Source organism: Niabella sp., from assembly GCF_030150205.1.
Lineage (GTDB): Bacteria > Bacteroidota > Bacteroidia > Chitinophagales > Chitinophagaceae > Niabella.
This window is the reverse complement of sequence record NZ_JASLGT010000024.1, coordinates 438,340-457,847: the sequence shown is the minus strand read 5'-3', so window position 1 is coordinate 457,847 and position 19,508 is coordinate 438,340. Positions and strand designations below refer to the sequence as shown.

General features: G+C 47.8%; 13 protein-coding genes. 3 read left to right on the top strand and 10 right to left on the bottom strand.

Annotated features, from left to right (window positions below):
* Window positions 1-184 precede the first annotated feature (184 nt).
* The 6 genes from Q1V85_RS18570 to Q1V85_RS18545 form a co-directional block, all read right to left on the bottom strand.
* Window positions 185-2,584 (bottom strand): GAF domain-containing protein, encoded by a 2,400-nt coding sequence (locus Q1V85_RS18570; protein ID WP_300602060.1) that lies wholly within the window; start codon window positions 2,582-2,584, stop codon window positions 185-187.
* A gap of 6 nt (window positions 2,585-2,590) precedes the next feature.
* Window positions 2,591-6,190 (bottom strand): BamA/TamA family outer membrane protein, encoded by a 3,600-nt coding sequence (locus tag Q1V85_RS18565; RefSeq protein WP_300602059.1) that lies wholly within the window; start codon window positions 6,188-6,190, stop codon window positions 2,591-2,593.
* A 5-nt stretch (window positions 6,191-6,195) separates the two neighbouring features.
* Window positions 6,196-7,029 (bottom strand): SdiA-regulated domain-containing protein, encoded by an 834-nt coding sequence (locus tag Q1V85_RS18560; RefSeq protein WP_300602058.1) that lies wholly within the window; start codon window positions 7,027-7,029, stop codon window positions 6,196-6,198.
* On the bottom strand, window positions 7,026-9,047 hold the full coding sequence (ppk1, locus tag Q1V85_RS18555) for a polyphosphate kinase 1 (RefSeq protein ID WP_300602057.1): 2,022 nt from the start codon (window positions 9,045-9,047) through the stop codon (window positions 7,026-7,028). Before ppk1 ends, Q1V85_RS18560 begins: the two co-directional genes overlap by 4 nt.
* Window positions 9,048-9,063: 16 nt before the next feature.
* The gene (locus Q1V85_RS18550; RefSeq protein WP_300602056.1) at window positions 9,064-10,263 is read right to left on the bottom strand and encodes a Pycsar system effector family protein; all 1,200 of its coding nucleotides are present in this window, start codon (window positions 10,261-10,263) and stop codon (window positions 9,064-9,066) included.
* A gap of 373 nt (window positions 10,264-10,636) precedes the next feature.
* Window positions 10,637-11,398 (bottom strand): LuxR C-terminal-related transcriptional regulator, encoded by a 762-nt coding sequence (locus Q1V85_RS18545; protein ID WP_300602055.1) that lies wholly within the window; start codon window positions 11,396-11,398, stop codon window positions 10,637-10,639.
* A gap of 202 nt (window positions 11,399-11,600) precedes the next feature.
* On the opposite strand from Q1V85_RS18545, the gene lysS reads away from it, so the two are divergent.
* Window positions 11,601-13,139, top strand: a complete 1,539-nt coding sequence (gene lysS / locus Q1V85_RS18540; protein ID WP_300602054.1) for a lysine--tRNA ligase — start codon at window positions 11,601-11,603, stop codon at window positions 13,137-13,139.
* Window positions 13,140-13,190: 51 nt separating this feature from the next.
* On the opposite strand, the gene Q1V85_RS18535 is transcribed toward lysS, so the two are convergent.
* Window positions 13,191-13,877: a LytTR family DNA-binding domain-containing protein gene (locus Q1V85_RS18535; protein ID WP_300602053.1), complete on the bottom strand. Its 687-nt coding sequence runs from the start codon at window positions 13,875-13,877 to the stop codon at window positions 13,191-13,193.
* 11 nt (window positions 13,878-13,888) lie between these two features.
* A complete protein-coding gene (locus Q1V85_RS18530) occupies window positions 13,889-14,914 on the bottom strand; it encodes a histidine kinase (protein ID WP_300602052.1) in 1,026 nt (341 codons plus the stop codon).
* A gap of 132 nt (window positions 14,915-15,046) precedes the next feature.
* Here Q1V85_RS18530 and Q1V85_RS18525 point away from each other — a divergent pair, with 132 nt between their 5' ends.
* Entirely contained in the window at window positions 15,047-15,865 is an 819-nt protein-coding gene (locus tag Q1V85_RS18525) for a DUF5694 domain-containing protein (protein WP_300602051.1), read from the top strand.
* A gap of 68 nt (window positions 15,866-15,933) precedes the next feature.
* A complete protein-coding gene (locus Q1V85_RS18520) occupies window positions 15,934-17,016 on the top strand; it encodes an aminotransferase class V-fold PLP-dependent enzyme (RefSeq protein WP_300602050.1) in 1,083 nt (360 codons plus the stop codon).
* 54 nt (window positions 17,017-17,070) lie between these two features.
* On the opposite strand, the gene Q1V85_RS18515 is transcribed toward Q1V85_RS18520, so the two are convergent.
* Together Q1V85_RS18515 and glpK are read right to left on the bottom strand one after the other, a co-directional pair.
* The gene (locus tag Q1V85_RS18515; protein ID WP_300602049.1) at window positions 17,071-17,778 is read right to left on the bottom strand and encodes an MIP/aquaporin family protein; all 708 of its coding nucleotides are present in this window, start codon (window positions 17,776-17,778) and stop codon (window positions 17,071-17,073) included.
* A gap of 117 nt (window positions 17,779-17,895) precedes the next feature.
* Window positions 17,896-19,392 carry a glycerol kinase GlpK gene (gene glpK / locus Q1V85_RS18510; protein ID WP_300602048.1) on the bottom strand — a complete coding sequence of 499 codons (1,497 nt, stop codon included), beginning with the start codon at window positions 19,390-19,392 and terminating at the stop codon, window positions 17,896-17,898.
* Between the last annotated feature and the right edge of the window lie 116 nt (window positions 19,393-19,508).

Genomic DNA, 19,508 nt, shown 5'->3' with positions numbered 1-19,508 from the left:
TTTCAAGAAATATGCTCACACGATAGAATGCATCGGGAGCGGTTAAATTTTAATCTTATAAGAACGCGGGGGTCAGGGTCCGCTAAGAGCCCCCCGGTAACCTCCTCTACGGTTCTCGTTGCGATCTTTATGGATGCGTGGCGTACATTGCGGTTACAACTTCAACCTCCAAAAGACCCGAGGCCTACACGCCTCTTGTTGCCCCGGTAAGTTCATCCGGAATCATTTCATTTGTTTTCTCAACATTCACACCCACCCGTAATGCCCGAAGTCCCGTCACCCCCTGCAATTCCTCTAACTCCACCGCTTCGAGGTCGTTCAGCAACAGCCCCTCTTCCTGCAGGTAGGCAATATAATCGCGGTACTCCCGGGTTTCACTTTCATTGAGGTATACCAGCGCAATCTTTCCCGGTTGGGTGAGCCGTTCGCCGGTATTCAGGATCCGTACTTTATCGATCCTTTTTTTGATCACCTGGTAACGGATATTATAACTGCCTTCCACATCAAACTTATGCTCATCCTGCCGGAACACAATATCAATGGGTGCCGAACGGATATAGATCAGCTGCGTCGTTTGCAATGGTATGTCCAGCCGGGGCTGCAGCGCATGCGTTTCCCGCGCAATCTCTGCCAAAACCTGCAGCTGTCTTAACCGCAGGTTTTGAAGGTAGTACCTGCTGAAGGGTTTGTGCGGTGCAATATCCTGACCGATATAGATATCAAATTCAAAACCATCTGTTCTGAATTTTTCAAAGTAATACGGATAAAAGGTCTGCAAATCGCTATTGAATTGTTCCAAACGCGCATTGATCGTATTGTTTACGGTTTTAAGCGCATTGTCAAATACACGGATATTCCTCAGCACACTGCCCGTATTGCTTTCACTTTCCACCAGGTAAGGCTGAATGAGCGGCCGCAGGTCCCGGTCTTTTTCATTCAGATCCTTCAAAAATGGCGTGATCTTATTTTCGAGGAACTCATTGAGTTTGCCATAATCAGAATCACGAATATCATGACCGATCCCCGAAAGCCATTTCCGGCATTTGCCAACCATATCATCTACCAGCAGCAGGCCGGTCTTTTCCCGGATCTGCTCCAGCAAACCGATTAATAGCTCCAGTTGAAAAGCTGCATCCGCAGCCATGGCCTTATTCCGTTCCACCGTAGAGTTGCGGATGTCAATAGCCCCATATAGCGGATATACTTTCTTAAAAGCTACCTTATCGATCGGGCGTTTCTGATCCGATGACCGGTTGTCACGGAGGTAATTCCAGGCCGCCTCATTAAACTTCCATTGCACCGCCGGCTGCAGGGCTGTAAACTTATCTTTTACAATACCGTCCAGGTGATTATCAAATTCGTCTATGGCATTTTTTAACAGTTGTGCCAGCACCGGAATGGCATCTTTCAGCTTTACCAGGCTTTGAAGATTGAGTACTTCTTTTTTATAAGAGTAGATCTCCAATACTCCGGCCACCTCGTTGCTGTGAAAAATGGGGAACAATGCATAGGCCTGGATACCGGCCATATTTAAAAACTGCAGCAATTGCCGGGCGTCCTCCGTTTGAACGGATTCATCGATCAAAACCGGTTTGGGGTGATTGAGGTATTCTTCCGCAAGCTTCTGAAAGCTTTTTCCATTATCAATACAATGATTGGGTTGTAGCAAAATACTGTTATTGCCGCTTTCAAGGGTAAATACCAACTGGTCGTTCACCCGCAGATTGGGCAGCAGGCCAAACTCAATGGCAGGACTTCCCATCAACACTTTTAATGAATGTATCACCTGTTCCGTATCTTCCTTCAGGGCAAACTGGTGTCTGCTGAGCACCACCTCCTTAATGCGCTCCACCGCATGCTCCTGCGTAATATCCGTTACCGTAATAATGGCCAGCCCCCGGAACTTAAACAGGTTTAACGGAAGTTGTTTGATTCCCTGGCTCCAGTCATATCCCTCGTCTTTTATATCTCTTGCCCATTCAATCAGATTAAGTGGCGGCAGTTCGCCTTTTGCGATCACATCTATAAACCGCGTATCGATATTGATCTTAAAATACCGGGGCAATCCATTTTCCACATAGGACATGGCATAGCTTACCTCATTGCCCATTGGGATGTGCTGGTTGTACAGCTTTTCAAAAATGACCGAATACACAAATTCCATCCGCTTCTGAACCATGGATTTATCCTGTATCGATTGGATCATGGAGCGGTGCAGGATCTCATTGTTCCCTTCCATCATTTCATAAAAAGCATCCGTGCCGCAAATGATCTGGGGATCAAGCGGCACACTCAGCGCCCAGATCATTTTTTGTTCTTCTGCAAGCGCCGGCTCCACCAGGCAATAAATCAATTCCAGTTCATCTTTAAAGTGCACCATCTCTTCCGGCATCAGCTCCTGCTTCAGGTGCGGATTTGCCAGCAATTTTTCAAGAACAAATTCAAAAAAATGCTTCTTTAATGTCGTTTCCCGGCTGATCCGGTCCTTAAGGTATTGAATCAGCGGGTCAAAGGAAAGCACATTCTCCAGTCCGTCTATACGCACGGCCTTCCATTTTGCTAAATCGAGTAATTTGGTTTGCATGGTTGTTTAAAATCTGAATCCAAGACTAAAATGAGGATACCAGCCCTCCCTGGAATACCCGGCGAGCAGCTGTACCACGGCGATCTGCGCCGGCACAAAATACAGCCCCCCACCTACACCGGTATGAATTTTAGAACTATTATACCCTTCCGCCCACACTTTGCCGGCATCAAAAAAACCGGTAAAGCCCAGTTGGCCAGGCAGGATATAACTTCCCACATCCGCAATTTTTATGCGGAGTTGCAGGTTATTGTATAAAAGCTGTTCACCCGCAAACCGGAATTTCCGGTATCCCAGCAAGTTTTCCTGTCCACCTAAAAACAGCGACTGGTAAAACGGCGCGTTCCCCACCGTAGCACCGCCGCCGATACGGTCAGACAGCACCACGTTTCCGGGAGCACCTATTTTCCTGAAAAACGATAACTCCGCCAGTACCTGCGCAAAATCCCTGGCGCTGGCGTTCAATCCCTTAAATCCCTGTACCCGCATGCTCAAAAGCCCCCCGGAAGTGGGCAATAATTTATCATCCCGCGAATCGGCCTCATAGTGTACAACAAGTCCCGTATAATTTTTGTTCTTGTTAACAGTGGTACTGTCGTAGGTTCCCACCAGCGAAGGGGTTGCAATCAGCTTACCCTGGTTGTCGGCCGCATCATACCGGTAATGTTGAAAAAAGGTCGAAACAGACAGCGTGCGGGTATCATTCAGCCGCCACCGCAGTCCCGGTGCAATATCTACCAGTGTAAACCGGGCACGGTAATAACCCACACCTTTTGATTTATCATATACGGTACCATTACCCAGTCCGAAAAAATTCTGCACATTATCCGGTGCCAGTACCCGGCCCGTTACCAAAAGGTCTGCCTTCCCGATGGCATGCAGCCAGTCGCTTTTAAAACGGAAACTGTTGGCCCCGGAAGAAAAAGAATGCAGGTACGATAACTGATGCGAATTGGCATAGGGCTTTTTCCGGAAACCCTGGTTTACAAACCGCACCCCCAATCCTAACATAATACCATCATCCCGGTTAAACCCGAGGTTGGGGTGAATCATATACCGGTTATAAAGATCGGTTGGTACATAGGCTGTATTGCTGCTATCGTTCGACAACCGTTTCCGGATACTTTCGTCATCTCCCGAAAAATGAACCTTCTTTTTTCTTCCGTATACCCGGATATTTTTTCTCCCCGCAAGTACATTATACTGCTTTTCATCTTTGTTGCCGATGATGCGCAGCCGTATTTTCGAATGGCTATTGATGACCACACTGTCGTCGCCGGAATGAATGTACAGGCGGATCTCTTTGGTTACACGCGGATCAAAGCTGCGCTCAAACAGCGCACCGGCAACCGCATCTTCTTTATTGATCTTATGAATACTTATTTTTAGTCCCCGATCACCGGTATCGGTGATCTGTACCAATTCCTTCTTGTCAGAGGTCTGAATGTCTACCACCCGGTTATAAAACCGGTAATAAGTGGTCATGGCCTTTGGCAGGTTTGCCCTGCGCTGTTTCAGGATCGCCAGCAGCTTATCATGATCCATATTATAGGAAGACGCTGGAAGCCGTTTCAACGCTGCTTCCAGTACCGGATCTGTAACGGCCGTGGTAAATTCGTGCACCAGCTGCATCCACTGATCATAGTCATATTGATTGAAGAAATTTCCGTTCAATCCTCTTCCGGCCATAAAGTAGGCATTGATCTTTTTGATCCTCCCCGAAAAATCATGCAGCCTGGGCATAATAGAGGGGCCGGAAGCAATGGTGGGTAATATCCCCTGCACTACATGAAAAACCTGGTCGCGGTCCCGGGGCACCGGTACATACCGGCGGTCTTTCTTCTTTTTATCATAGGCCCAGCGCCACTGATCTTCATGCCGGTCCCAGTCTCCTATGAGCAGGTCAACCAGGCGGGCCTTGAAATAGGTGGCCGTATCCACCATATTGTCGTTATCCTTCAACAGCGCCTTGTACATATTTCCTGTATTATCCGATTTGCCGATCGGTTCCCGCTCCTCTAACAGGCAAACCTTGTTGAAGAAATTTTCAGCGTAGGGCAGCAGGGCTGTATCCGGGGCCACCACACCAATGACCGGGTTGGCATGCGGCACACCCGCAGCCTCGGCAATGGGCGGTACAATAAGGGCCGAATAGGGATGCTGACCGCTCAGCGCATCGGTAACCGCATCCTTTGCAAAAGTGTTCCGCAGCGTTTCCGGCAGCAGGATCTCCATGTTCTTATTTACATTGCGCAGCACCCATTCTTTACCCGAAGGACTTGCCAGCCGGAGCGATTTGGTTTGAAGCCCGCCGCCTTCTTTGATGGGTGTAAGCCCGCCGCTGATCTCCGAAACCCGCAGCACCGGTAATTTGGTTGGCGCCGCCCATTCTTTTCTGAAATTTTCGCCAAACCAGATCCGGTGGCCCCGACCCGGCTTATCCAATGCCGCATTGGTACGCACCACCACACTATCTGCGGTTGCCAGCGCTGTGTTCCGCAGGGCATTCCATTGCTGCTCTGGTGTTACAAATGGCAAACGATACTCAAATGCCTGCTGCATGCGTCCGTTTCCCAACATGTAATAGCGAATGTGTAATGTGCCTCCGGTCAGTATGTCTACGGTTACAAAGCCACTGTTCTTTTTTGCAAAAAGACTGTGTTTCCCTTTTTTTACATAGGCATTCTTTGCCCCCGCCCCGCTCACGATCTGCATCTGCTGCCCTTTTATAAATTGCAGCCCATGCTCGTGCCCGGCCATATGCACCAGGTTATTGTACCCGCTAAATACACTATCGATAAGGGCGGTCATTTCTTTATAGTCCGGATGCCGCTGGTCTTCGGGGTTGGGAATGCTGGTCCGGAGCAAGGGGTAAAGCGACCCGATCACCGGCAGGGGAATATAAAGGTGCGGATTCAGGTTGGTCAGCGGGAACAGATGGTCCTTTAAGTTGTAATAGCCTCCATGCACCCCATAGCTTTGAAACGGATGATGACAAACCAGGAAGATCCGTTTACCGCGGTTGCGGCTTAGGATTTCGGAAAGCTTTTCAAGGCATGCCTCCTTTGTGCTGCAGGCACAGTCTTCGCTGTTTTTTTCATGCTGAAACAACCACCATTCGCTGTCGAAGGCAATGAGTACCACATTTTCCGAAACCGGAATTTCTTCCGGACCGGGACAGCCTTTTTCGGGCAGCAGTTTTAAGCTGGGATTGTTTTGTCCGTTCAAAAAAGCGTCCTGGGCAAGGATCTTTTGATAGCCCTGCCTGCCCATGCGGTCCCAATCGTGGTTGCCCGGAACAAAGATCACTTTGGCGCCCTTTTGTAACATGGGCTTGTATTGTGCAGCCAGGATCTTTTCTGCAGCGTTAATGGCCGCAGCATCCTTTAGCGGCATTCCGTTCGGATAAATATTATCACCCAGGAATAATACGGTGGTCCGCTGATCCAGTATTTTTCCTGCCGCTGTTGTAATTACCTCCGATTGATGCGGGTTGATCTCCCCCGCATCCCCGATCAGGATCAGTCGGTTCTGAACGGAGTCCTGCGCCTGCATCCCGGTAAGCGGAAATAATAAAAAAAGATATCCAATTATTTTCTTCAGCATAGCGGCTATTGTTTAAGCGCAAACTTTAAAACCGTGCCATAGGCGGCCTGGTTTCTTTCGTTGCTGATAAATAAATTCCCCGTTTTGTCGAAGGTGATGCCCTCGGGTTGCGGAAAAATGGACGGATCCAGGTGATGGGCTTCTTTTATATGCCAGTTCCTGTCGGCCACCAGCAGCAATTTATTTACGGAAGCCAGTATATACCATTCGCCGGTTTTCGGATTACGGGTCAGGGCACTGGGTTTTAATGCGCTTCTTTTTAACTGATCTTTCGGTAAGGTTGCAGCATCCAGTATAAATGAGCTTTTAACGGCCAGTGCTCCATCGCTCCATTGCAACAGGTAGCCACTGACCCCGCTGGTTTTTTTATCCACCTGGCATTGTTTGCACAGGGCATATACATCACCGCTGACCGGATCGGCGTAAAGTGATTCATATTCGCCCGGAGGTAATGCCTTTTTCCATTCCTTTACGGAAACCGCTTCTTCCAATGTTGTTTCATTTAAAGGGAAGGCAAACAAACTGCCATCACTTCGCAACACCACGATGTTCCCGTTACTTACCGACACGTCTTCATAATCGCCTTTTTTGCCAAACTTTGTGGTTCCCAAATCCCTGCTGCCGGGTTTAAAACGAAACACGGTTCCATTTTCATCCTGGATCGCATAAAGGGTATCGCTATTGTTTGCAAACGTAATCCCGGAGATCTCGTCCAGTATAACCGGCATGTTGAAGGTTTGCGGGCGGGACAGGTTGTAACCGGCCGGACTTGTATATTCCTTCTGTCCCATGCAGGATATGGTTGCAAGGGAAAAAAGCAGTATACCGAATTTATTCATTTTCCGTATTTTTCTTTTAAGTAAAGGTAAATCGCCCGTTGGGATCTGAAATCATTTTTGTTCCCGGTCAGGGCTATATTCCGGGCCTTTTCCCCGATCCACACCGCCGCAGCTGTGTCTTCCCACTGCAGCTGCAGGATCGTCATCAATTCATCTTTTAACCCCGGATCGGATACGGGGAAACAAACTTCGATCCGCCGGTAGAGGTTCCGGTTCATCCAGTCTGCCGATCCCAGGAATACCTGCGGATCTCCGTTGTTCTCAAATAAAAAGATACGCCCATGTTCCAGATAACGGTCTACGATCCTTTTTACTTTAATCCGCTCGCTTAAGTTTTCCACACCAGGCACCAGCCGGCAAATACCGCGCACGATCAGGTTAATGGTTACCCCCGCGCAACTGGCCTCATAAAGTTTGGAGATCATCACCTCTTCCTCAAGATTATTGAGCTTGATGGTGATACCGGCTTTCCGGCCCGCGCGTGCATGCGCCATTTCCGTGTCGATCCTTTTCAGGAATTCCTGCTGCAGGTTAAACTGAGCTACCAGCAGGGTATTAAAAATGCCGCGTTCCTCCGGCAATGGTTTACGGCGTTTTGCCAGGAAAATAAAGAGCAGTTCCAGCTCCCGTAATAATGCCGGCCGGGTGGTAAACAGGATATGATCCGTATATACCCGGGCAGAAGATTCATTAAAATTTCCGGTGGATAAAATACCATAATCATGCAGCCGCCCGTCCTTACGGATCCGGACCAGGGCTACTTTTGCATGCACCTTCAGCCCCGGAATGCTATAAATGATTTTTACACCTGCAGCCTTCATCGTTTTGGCCCAGCGGATATTGTTCTCCTCATCAAACCGGGCTTTTAATTCTACAAAGGCCGTTACTTTTTTCCCGTTACGTGCAGCAGTGATCAGTGCATTTGCGATCCTTGAATCCCTTGCCACCCGGTACATCGTCGTGTATACCTCTGCTATCTCCGGCCGCACAGCCGCTTCATTAAAAAACCGCAGCACGGCATCATAGGAAGCATAGGGCGTGTGTACGATAAAGTCTTTCCCGGCCATCTGTTCAAACAATGAAGCAGTGGTTGCCACCAGCGAAAAAGGCGGTTCAGCAGGATAAAGCAGGGATGGGGGCCTTACCGGGAACGAAAAAAAATCTTTCAGGTTGTGATAATAGCCTCCGGAGGTAGTATTGGCGCCCTGCAGGCCATAGGTATCGATAACTGTTTGCAATAAGGGCGGTGGCAGATCCGGTGCATATAAAAGGCGCGTTGCCAGCCCAAGATCCCGTTTCAGGATCTCTGCTTCTATTTTTAAAGCGATATCGCCGGCATATTCATCCTGCAGGTTCAGTTCCGCATCGCGGGTTATTTTAATCGTGTACGCTCCTCTGATAACCGCATTCTTAAAGATCACATCCAGGTGCATGCGTATAATATCATCGATAAAAAGGATATAAGTAATGCCCTCATAAATGGTATGCAGAAACCGGGGTACCTTATCCGAAGGAATGTTTACAAGGCAACGGCCGAGGCCGGTTGGCTGTTCCAGGTCAACCAGCATATAGAGTTTATTATTCTCCAGGAATGCCGGTTGCTCCGCATCCAGTGGTATCAGTACCAGGTATGCTGCCAGTACGTCGAAAAAATAAGTATTTAGCGTTGCGCGGATTCCTTCCGGTATGGGTTCATGGTATACCAGGTGGATCTGCTCCCGGCGAAGCGCAGGAATAATTTGTTCCTGTAGTATAGATCCAAACCGTTGCTGCTGTTGATTGATGAGTGCTTTTACCTGTTCGGTTACCGAAGGCCCTGTATCCGCGTCCAGCTTCCCGATCGCTTTGATCACCGGCATGCGTACCCGGTAAAACTCATCGAGGTTCGATGAATAAATAGCCAGGAAGTTGATCCGCTCCAGCAACGGCACGTCCTGCCTCGCCGCTTCCTCCAGCACCCGTCCGTTAAACTGCAACCAGCTGATATCACGGTCGTTCCATTTTTTCAATAGCTCCATCGCGCTTTATGAACCGTTAGTGATTAAAGATCATGGCAATCAAAAACCCGATCACCGAAAAAATAATTCCAAACATAAAAATATTGTAGGCCAGCCGCAGCAATTTGTATTTACGGCCCAGTACTACGCCCTGCGAAAACACATCTTTGATCAGCGTATCATACAAAAAGTCCTTATCCCCCATGATCTTCCGCATACCGGAAGCATATTCATCCAGGTGCATCCGGTAAAAATTACCAAAGAACAGCAGGTTGATCTTTTTTGAATCGACCTCCTCCTGTGTAAATACGCCGTTGGGTAAACTGGGGCGTGTGGCCAGTATACCCACCACCATGGTAATGACCGCTGTAGAAAGGATGAGGAAGGTGGGGTATACCAGCGGATCCCTTGCATCCAGCTTTCTTAGCAACAGGGTGATGATGGCCGAAAGAATGATTGAATTTACGGTAATAAGTATCTGTGCCTTATTATCGGCCATATCACTCAGCCGCTGGTTATTGGTGGAGGTGATCCGGAACATGGTTTCTACACCCCGGCCCGGATCCTTCAGATTTTTTTTGCCGGCAGCAACCAGTTCGGGCCTGTCGCCTGCTGCAGATAATTGAGGGTCCTTTGCCTTTTCTTCCTGTTTGGCCAGCAGTTGCTCCAGGTTTTCCTTTTTTTTATCATTTAAAAGCAACCGGCAGTAGTCGGTATGATACCGGTGCCCCTGTAACAGCCGGATCGTATTGTTGCGCCACTCTTCTTTGGAGATCTTTTTCTGAAAAACGGTTTCTTCCTCTTTACGCATCCGTTTATTAAACACCTCAAAATCGGCGGTGCCCAGGTGAAAAAGATCGGCATCACAAACGATGGCTTCCTGCTGGTTACCGGGCTGCTGTGGCATTTTTGTGGCACGTATACAGCCGGCAACTGCTGTTATAAAGGCAGCGTCTGCGTCTTTTGCTGTAAGATAAGCGGTTACCAGCTGAACCCCGGTTTCTTCATGCCCCACCCGTTCTCCGGCATAATACCCCAGGTCGTGAAACCAGGCAGCAACCACCACGATGGCATATTCCCGCTCCGGAAGCTGGTAATGATCCGCCATTTGTTTTGCTGCGGCAACTGCATGGGAAATATGTTCCAGGTTGTGATAATACAACGCTGGTTTGGGATGCAGGGCAATGTATTGTTCCACGTATGCTTCAGCATCCTGCAATAAGGCAGTGTACTCCATTTTATTTTTTTTAGTGGCTCGCTAAGCCGCTGTTTACAAAGCGCATAGCGTAGTTAAAGATACGACGGGGATTTCAAAATGATCCGGTTTCACCTGCAGGGGCTAAGGTTTTCCCGGATCTGCCGGGTCATTCAAATTTCGCAAATGCGCCGTTGGCAGATCGGTGTCCGTTAAAACGAATGAGGCATTTCGTTTTTTGTTGTGATCAAGAAGTTTGTAATCATAATTCTTATTACAAAAAGCATGATTACAATTTTGTAATATTCATTTTTGTAATCGTAAAAAATATTACAAAGGTTTTGATTACAACGGGATCCCGGGGGAGAAACCGGAATAGTATCAGGATTGGCCCGATTCAAAAAATAAATCGTCTTTAAAGAAATAACCCAAACCGCAGTAGTTCGCCGTAGCTGGAGCAGTTCAGTTTTCGCATAATATTTTTCCGGTGGGTTTTTACCGTTTCTGAGGAAATAAACAGTTGTTCGGCAATTTCTCCATTGTTCAATCCGTTGATCACCATTGACAGGATCTTTCGCTCTCTGCGGGTTAGCTCCTTGAATAACCGGAGGTGCTCCATCAAAAAATCATGATCGCTTAGAAAGCGTTTAAAGCGGTGCAGGTAATATGGCAGGTCAAGCGCATCCATTTCCATACGGATCACGGCCTTCGCCTTATCGGCATCCCAATCTACCGCAATCAGCGGTTTGGAATTGGGCAGTGGCGCCACAGGAGTTTCCTTTTGGGTGAGCCATTCGAGGGCCTGGTTTTCGGTAGAAAAGAACCCGGGCCTTAGCGGGGCCTTGCCCACTTCGAAAATTTCATACACAGACATCATGGCCAGTATGTCCTGGCTTACGAGGATGCCCACTTTTTCAGTTACTCCTTTTTGAGCGCCGGGATAATTGAGGAAGGCATCTGTCCACTTTTGTTCCTCCGGTGTAAGAATATGCCCGAATTTTGTATTGTCCCAAAAGGTATACCGGGGAAGCACCCGCTCATACGCCTCCTTAAACGCCCGGATGGCGCTTACATACTCATCCGAAGTTTTACATTTCAGAAAGTCCCCCTTCAGGATATCCGCACCGGGGATATACTCAATGGAGAAGGCATCTGTTTTGTAGAGGTTCTGGGACATGCTTTTACATTAGAACAAAGATACATATAAAGAAGCAACCCCAAAAATGTCCTGTCGTATGCCTTAAAATGCCCTATCCTCATGACATAGAGACCAATCTGCCATCCGGTTTATGGCATGCAGACCGCTTTCGGAAAGGATAAGGCCCGAAAAATGTTGCCAAAAAAGTATCTTTGCCGCTCATAAAAATCTGGAGCAGTTCATGAGTACACAATCCTTTTCCGAACAGGAAAAAATAAGAAGAGAAAAATTACAAAAATTAAAAGAGGCAGGCGTTGACCCCTACCCGGCGGCATTGTACCCGGTAAGTCATTTTTCTGCCGATATAAAAGATCAGTTTACGGAAGAAAATAAGGAAGCCTTTGCCCAGGTATGTGTTGCCGGCCGTATTATGAGCATTAATGATAAAGGCAAGGTTTTTTTTATCAAGATCCAGGACAAACAGGGGCTGATCCAGCTTTATGTAAAGCGGGACGAACTTTGTCCCGGAGAGGATAAATCCTTTTGGGAAAACGTGGTTAAGCACGGGCTCGACCTGGGTGATTTCATTGGTGTGACCGGCTTTGTATTCATTACCAAAACCGGGGAAACCTCCATCCATACACAAACCCTTACCCTGCTGGCAAAATCATTAAAACCCTTGCCTGTAGTAAAGCGGGATGAGGAAGGAAATGTATTTGATGAGGTTACCGATCCGGAGTTTAAATACCGGCAGCGATATGCAGACCTGGTGATCAACCCTTCCGTAAGGGAAACCTTTATTAAAAGAACAAAACTGATCAATTCCATCCGCGACTTTTTAAATGCGCATGGGGCATTGGAAGTAGACACACCCGTGCTGCAGACAATCCCTGGTGGTGCGGCTGCCCGTCCGTTTATTACGCATCACAATGCGCTGGATGTGCCGTTTTATATGCGTATTGCCAATGAGCTGTATCTGAAACGCCTGGTAGTGGGCGGGTTCGACTGGGTATATGAGTTTAGCCGCAATTTTCGCAACGAAGGAATGGACCGTACCCATAACCCGGAGTTTACGGTACTGGAATTCTATGTGGCTTACAAGGATTATTTCTGGATGATGGAAACTACCGAGCAGCTGCTGGAAAAAGCGGCGATAGATGTAAACGGAACGGCAGAGGTGCAAATGGGCGGTCCTTCGACTTCACTCAGGACCATTTCCTTTAAGGCACCCTACCCCCGGGTTTCTATTTACGATGCCATTAAGGAGCATACCGGCCACGATGTAAGCACACTCGATGAAGAAGGATTGCGTGCCGTTTGTGGCGAGCTGCATATTCATGTAGACAAAACAATGGGTAAGGGCAAACTGATCGATGAGATCTTTGGCGCAAAATGCGAAGCGCATTATATACAGCCCACATTTATTATTGATTACCCGGTAGAGATGAGCCCGCTTACCAAGAAGCACCGCAGCAAACCGGGCCTGGTAGAGCGTTTTGAGCTGATGGTTAACGGAAAAGAAATTGCCAATGCCTATTCGGAGCTCAATGACCCCGTTGAACAACGCGAACGGTTTGAAGAGCAGGCAAAACTGCTGGAACGTGGGGATGAAGAAGCGATGTTCATCGACTATGACTTTTTACGGGCACTGGAATATGGCATGCCGCCTACTTCCGGTATCGGCTTTGGCATCGACCGCCTGGTGATGTTGCTGACAAATCAGCCGTCTATACAGGATGTGTTGTTCTTCCCCCAGATGCGGCCGGAGAAGATGGACTAAGTAATAGGTTAACAGATATTCCTGAGACACTTCCGATGGGAGTGTCTTTTTTTATGTTCCCCCGGTTCGCTGAAGCCGTAACTGGAATGCTTTCCGGTATGTGTCCCCTACCGGGATCTCTTTTTGCCCAATCATCACCATGCCCGCCAGTATTTTTTCAAGCCGGTCTGTATTCACAATATAGGAACGGTGTATCCGTATAAACCGTTCCGGTGTCAGGCGCTGCAGGATCTCCTTTAAATTGGTGAGCACCATAAAACTGCGCCGTGCTGTGTAAATACGAATATAATCCCGCAATCCTTCAATATACAATATTTCATCTTCCCGTACCGGGTGCTGCACACCGCTCTCTTTAATATAAAGCACCGGCGCCGGTTCTGCTGCGGCCTTCCATTGCCTGAATTTTACAATGCTCTTTAAAAACCGGTCATAGCTTATGGGTTTTAATAAATAGTCGACCACCTGGTACTGATAACTGTCTACGGCATATTGCGGGTACGCAGAAGTGATCACAAAACAATTTTGCCGGTTAAACTGGTCCATTAGTTCCATACCCGTTTTTTCCGGCATCCGGATGTCCATAAATACCAGGTCGGCCAGTCCTCCCTCCAGGTAAGGAAGGACTGACTGTAATTTTGTTCCACCGGCCATTACAACCAGTCCTTCTGTTTGCTCCATATACTTTTTGAGCAGGGTTACCGCAAGCGGCTCATCATCAAGTATCACACATCGGATCATATGGGCCGGTATCAAAAATTTATATGTAAATACACTTTGTAGCAGTTATCGGTTGTTTGGCATTGCAGCTGGTGCCGGTTGGGATAATAAAAGTGCAGTCGCCGCTTTATATTTTCCAGGCCAACACCTCCTACCGTGTCTTTTTGCCGTGCGCTGATCTTATTGGTCACCCCAAGCGTTAGCCAGGTAGCAGCAGTTTCCAGAACGATGGTCACCGGCGATCCGGCATCATCCATTACTCCGTGTTTGAGTGCATTTTCTACGAAGGGAGAAATGATAAAAGGCGGAATCAGCTGCTGTTCATTGATGATGTTTTTTTTACACTGCAGATGCAAGGGAGCTTCGTGACGGAGCTGCTCCAGGGCAATCAGGTTATCGATATAATGTACCTCCTCTATCAGGGCGACCGTTTCCCCGCCTGCTTCATAAGTAGTAAAACGCATCATGCCCGCCAGCGCCTCTATGGCCGGCAAGGCAGCCTGAGACCTGTTAAATACCAGGGCGTAAATATTGTTCAATGTATTGAAGATAAAATGAGGATTTACCTGGGCTTTTAAAAACTTTATCTCTGCTGAAGCCTGCTGTACCTTCATTTGCGCATTTTCTTCCATCAGTCGAATGTTGTGGATCAATACCCATATGATGGTGCTGATCACAACTGCAGGAAAAGCATAATACAAATTGTCATACGCATAAAACAATAACGGAGGTTTGCCGTAATAGTTCTTGTATCCCCAAACGGCCGGGGAAAGCACTTCTTCAAAACCATACCGGAGGCCTAAAAACAATGCATAACTGATCAGTACCGGCAGCAGGTATTTAATAACCGGTTTCCGCTTGCTGAACGCCGGTAATAAAAAAAGATAATTTATGTAAAAGACAAGCGCCGTGATCACCAGGTAGGAGCCGTCAAAAAATCGCAGGCCCGGAAACTGCAGCCGGATTGAGGGGGTATAAACAACCCGAAGCAACCGGATCCCTATAAACAGGACCCAGAATACCAGGTGTATACTTATGGCCGTTTTTTTCCGGAGCATTGCCTGTTTTTTTATGTGAAGTACGCGGGAATTGATGAAATAACCAACCGGTTTGCAGATAAAAAAAGGGTGTTTGCAGAGTTTCTTTCTTTACATCGGTTCCGTTTTACAAATTTGGTGAAACATTCTATTATGACAACCCGATACTTTTACCTGCTGTGCAGTTTACTCCTTTCGATGGTAACTTATGGGCAGCGTGCCGTGTTTAAGGATAAGTTTGACGATGCCATTCCGGTACTAAATTTTGGAACCTTCCATATGGGATATACACCGGATGCAACAAAAGTAGATTTTGATAAAAAAGATAAAAAGAACCAGCAGGAGGTACACGCCATTGCAAAGCTGCTGGCAGATTTTAAACCTACGGTTATTGTAGTGGAGCGGGTACCGGAGCGAAATGAGGCGCTGCTGGCGGAATATCAATCTTATTTGAAAACGCCGGAGATGGAGTTCAAAAGTTTGTCGGAGATCCAGCTGCTGGCCTATGAAGTTGGCCGGCTAAGCGGTGCTACCCGGATATACGGGATCGATTTTCATGAAAATTACAATTATGCACTTTTTAGAACGCTGCAGCCAAAGACCGATTCGACCACGATACCGCAATACGATAAACTGGTGGAAGCATATGCAAAAACCCGGAACGAAAAAACAATGGGCGTTAAGGAACGGCTAAAACTAATGAATCATCCTCAAAGCCTCGATTACCTGATCAACGTAAATGCAGACCTGCTCACCTATGTTTCTACCAGGGGCAATGCAGAGGGCGCGCAGGAAGCCGCGAAGTTTTATCACCGGAACCTGGTGATGTTCTCTAACCTGAATCAACTTCCACTTACAAAAAATGACCGGGTTTTTATCCTGATGGGAGCCGGGGATACCGCTTTTTTTGCCGATTTTTTTCGCCGCAGTCCCAAATACAAACAGGTAGATACCTTTACCTATTTAAAATAGTCCGGTTCCGGGGCTTGTCGAAACAGCCGGCTAACCCGCCTTTATTTGTATTTTTAGCAAAAAGAAGCATGTCTGAAAATACAACACCGGTTTATCTCAATACCGCCGCCTGCGGTCTTATTCCGCCCTCCGTTCTGGAAGCCGGCACCCGTTTATACACCGGGTTTGAAACAAACAGTTCTGCCACCGCAGAGCATTGGCGTAATGTTGAACAATTGCGGATCAAAGAAAACATCGCCGGGTTTATAGGGGCCCCGCCGGATAGCATTGCGCTGATCCCCAATTTTTCCTTTGGCCTTAACTCCATTGTACATGCCCTGAACGGCAGGGAAAAAGTATTGCTGTATAAAAAAGATTTCCCTTCCGTATATGCGCCGTTTGTCATTAATCAATTTGATATCGTTTGGCTCGATGATGAAGACGGGTTCACCATCGACCTTAATAAAATCGAATCCATCATCCGGGAACAACATATAAACCTGATAGTCATTAGTCATGTGCAATGGCAAAGTGGTTTCAAAATCGACATTAAAGCGCTTTGCAAACTATGCCGGCAGCACGGAGTGCACACCATCATTGATGCCACACAAAGCCTGGGCGCGGTAGACCTTCAAATTTCTGAAACAGATCCGGATGTGGTCCTTTCCAGCAACTATAAATGGATGAACGCCGGATTTGGCAATGGTCTTTTATACATGAACCCCCGCTTTGCGGCTCAGTATCCTGCAACAATAACCGGCATGAACAGTAATACGGTTCATTTTACCAGTAATGGGTTCGGCTTTAATGGCGGCGTAGCCAATTATGAGCCGGGAAGCCTGAATATGTTTGGGTGCTCCATTTTAAACCGGGCAGTCCTGGAAAAGAAAGCACTTGGGATGGCGTTTATAGAGCAACACAATACTGCGCTTACGAAAAAACTGGTAGATGCGCTTGCAACATTACCGGTGTCAATCGTTGGCCCGGCCACACCCGATAACAGAAGCTCTATTGTAGTGCTGGGAGATAAAAACGGGTTGCACACATATCTTTCCCAAAACAATGTGATCACTACCGGTCGGAATGGCCTCATCCGCATCAGCATTCATTATCACAATACGGAAGCAGATATCGAATCCGCGGTTCATTATATCAGCGAAGGGCTAAAATAGGTATAGCCCTTGTTGGTGCTATAAGGTCCCATAGGCCTTATAGCACCGCAGGATTTAATTCAGTTGCTGAAAAACAATGGCTGCCAGCAGTGCGCCGATCAGGGGGCCAACAACCGGTACCCAGCTATAGGCCCAGTCACTGCTGCCTTTTTTACCGATGGGTAACAGGGCATGCATGATACGTGGCCCCAGGTCGCGAACGGGGTTAATGGCATAGCCGGTTGGCCCGCCAAGGCTTAACCCAATGGCCAGTACGATGAACGCTACGGGCAATGCATCCAGGGCACCCAGGCTATTGGAAGGCGCAATAATAAACAATACGGAAAGGATCAGCAGGAATGTACCAATCGCTTCTGTAAGCAGGTTATGCCCTGCATTGCGGATGGCCGGTCCGGTACTGAATACCGCCAGCTTTGCCGCGGTATCATCAGTCTCAATAAAATGCTGCCGGTAGGCCGCCCATACGCCCAACTGGCCCAGCATGGCGCCCAATAATTGTCCGCCGAGGTATTGCGGCACCACAGCCGGAGCTGTTTTGCCCAGGTAGGCCAGCGCCACTGTTACCGCGGGGTTCAGGTGTGCGCCACTGGCCTTGGATGAAACAAATACCCCTACAAAAACAGCCATGGCCCAACCCATGGTAATAACGATCCAGCCGCCGCTGTTTCCTTTTGTTTTATTTAATACCACATTGGCAACGACTCCGTTCCCCAAAATGATGAGAAAGAAGGTCCCCACTAATTCACTTGTAAAAATATTCATATGGTTTTGTTTGTCGTTTAAAGTTTCAGTTCAACGTTTAAAGTTAGCTCTCGTTCGTACTTGCAGATCAATGCTCCATTCCCACTCCCGATAGCCATCGGGATTCAAATTTTCAAATTAATCCACTTCTGTCCACACCTGTGCCGCACGCACTGCGCGTTTCCATCCCTTGCTCAGCTGTTCCCGCACCTCTTCACTCATATAAGGTTCAAACCGCTCATCTTCCTGCCAGTATTGTTTTACCTCATCCAGGTCTTTCCAAAATCCAACCGCCAGTCCGCTAAGATAGGCCGCGCCCAGGGCTGTTGTTTCTGTGATCTTCGGGCGAACCACGGTTGTATTCAGCAGGTTTGCCTGAAACTGCATCAGGTAATTATTTACCGTAGCGCCCCCATCAACCCGTACTTCTTTGATCTGCAAACCGGCATCTGCCTCCATGGCTTTTAATACATCCATGGTCTGGTAGGCAATACTTTCTATTGCAGCCCGTGCTATATGTCCGTCGGAACTGCCGCGGGTAAGCCCGGTAATAATACCGCGCGCATGCTGATTCCAGTAAGGCGCGCCTAAACCGGTAAAGGCCGGTACCATATATACCCCGCCATTATCAGCCTCGGTTGCGGTCAGAGCTTCGATATCACCCGATTTTTGAATCAGCTTCAGCCCATCACGCAGCCATTGTACCACAGCGCCGGCAATAAATACACTTCCTTCCAGGGCATAACTCACTTCATTATTGATCTTCCAGGCGATAGTGGTTAACAGGTTATTTTTCGACGGAACGGGTTGATTGCCGGTATGCATCAGCATAAAGCAACCGGTGCCATACGTATTCTTTACCATTCCTGACTGGGTACACATCTGTCCAAACAATGCCGATTGCTGATCCCCGGCAATACCGCTTACCGGAATCCTTGCCGCGGTGATCAATTGCTGGGTATGCCCGTACACCTCACTGCTCGAACGCACTTCGGGCATCATGCTTTGGGGGATGCCAAATAATTGCAGCAGCTCTTCATCCCATTGCAAGGTATGAATATTAAATGCCATCGTGCGGGAGGCATTGCTAACGTCCGTGGCATGCACTTCTCCGTTGGTCAGTTTCCATAATAGCCAGGAGTCTACCGTTCCAAAACAAAGATCACCGTTCTCCGCTTTGGCGCGGGCACCATCTACATTTTCCAGGATCCATTTGATCTTGGTGGCAGAAAAATACGCATCGGTTACCAGCCCCGTTTTTTCTTTTATTTTTTCAGCAGAACCATCCTGCTTCAGGGTATCGCAATAACCGGAGGTCCGGCGGTCCTGCCATACGATGGCATTGTAAACGGGCTGAGAGGTATGGCGGTCCCAAACCACGGTTGTTTCCCGCTGGTTGGTAATACCGATGCACGCAATATCCTGTGTAGTTAGCCCGGCTTTTACAATGGCCTCTGTGGCCACACCCAGTTGGGTAGACCATATCTCGTTGGCATCATGCTCTACCCAGCCGGGTTGCGGAAAGATCTGGGTAAATTCTTTCTGGGCAACAGACACAATGTTGCCTTTTTTGTCGAATAAAATAGCGCGGGAACTGGTGGTGCCCGCATCAAAAGAGAGAATGTATTTTGACATAGCGAATCGTTTATATATTTTATCTAAAAAATAAGTTGTTTAATCTTTTTTAGTCTGTATGGAAAAGCGCTGCAAGATATCCATCAAAAGGAAAATTATTATGCATCCATTCATTG

What these genes read in the sequence shown, in the direction of transcription:
- Q1V85_RS18535 (WP_300602053.1), bottom strand. Translation starts at nt 13,877, where the DNA reads ATGATCCGATGTGTGATACTTGATGATGAGCCGCTTGCGGTAACCCTG.
- Q1V85_RS18525 (WP_300602051.1), top strand. Translation starts at nt 15,047, where the DNA reads ATGACAACCCGATACTTTTACCTGCTGTGCAGTTTACTCCTTTCGATG.
- Q1V85_RS18545 (WP_300602055.1), bottom strand. Translation starts at nt 11,398, where the DNA reads ATGTCCCAGAACCTCTACAAAACAGATGCCTTCTCCATTGAGTATATC.
- glpK (WP_300602048.1), bottom strand. Translation starts at nt 19,392, where the DNA reads ATGTCAAAATACATTCTCTCTTTTGATGCGGGCACCACCAGTTCCCGC.
- Q1V85_RS18550 (WP_300602056.1), bottom strand. Translation starts at nt 10,263, where the DNA reads ATGGAGTACACTGCCTTATTGCAGGATGCTGAAGCATACGTGGAACAA.
- Q1V85_RS18520 (WP_300602050.1), top strand. Translation starts at nt 15,934, where the DNA reads ATGTCTGAAAATACAACACCGGTTTATCTCAATACCGCCGCCTGCGGT.
- lysS (WP_300602054.1), top strand. Translation starts at nt 11,601, where the DNA reads ATGAGTACACAATCCTTTTCCGAACAGGAAAAAATAAGAAGAGAAAAA.
- ppk1 (WP_300602057.1), bottom strand. Translation starts at nt 9,047, where the DNA reads ATGGAGCTATTGAAAAAATGGAACGACCGTGATATCAGCTGGTTGCAG.
- Q1V85_RS18560 (WP_300602058.1), bottom strand. Translation starts at nt 7,029, where the DNA reads ATGAATAAATTCGGTATACTGCTTTTTTCCCTTGCAACCATATCCTGC.
- Q1V85_RS18515 (WP_300602049.1), bottom strand. Translation starts at nt 17,778, where the DNA reads ATGAATATTTTTACAAGTGAATTAGTGGGGACCTTCTTTCTCATCATT.
- Q1V85_RS18565 (WP_300602059.1), bottom strand. Translation starts at nt 6,190, where the DNA reads ATGCTGAAGAAAATAATTGGATATCTTTTTTTATTATTTCCGCTTACC.
- Q1V85_RS18530 (WP_300602052.1), bottom strand. Translation starts at nt 14,914, where the DNA reads ATGCTCCGGAAAAAAACGGCCATAAGTATACACCTGGTATTCTGGGTC.
- Q1V85_RS18570 (WP_300602060.1), bottom strand. Translation starts at nt 2,584, where the DNA reads ATGCAAACCAAATTACTCGATTTAGCAAAATGGAAGGCCGTGCGTATA.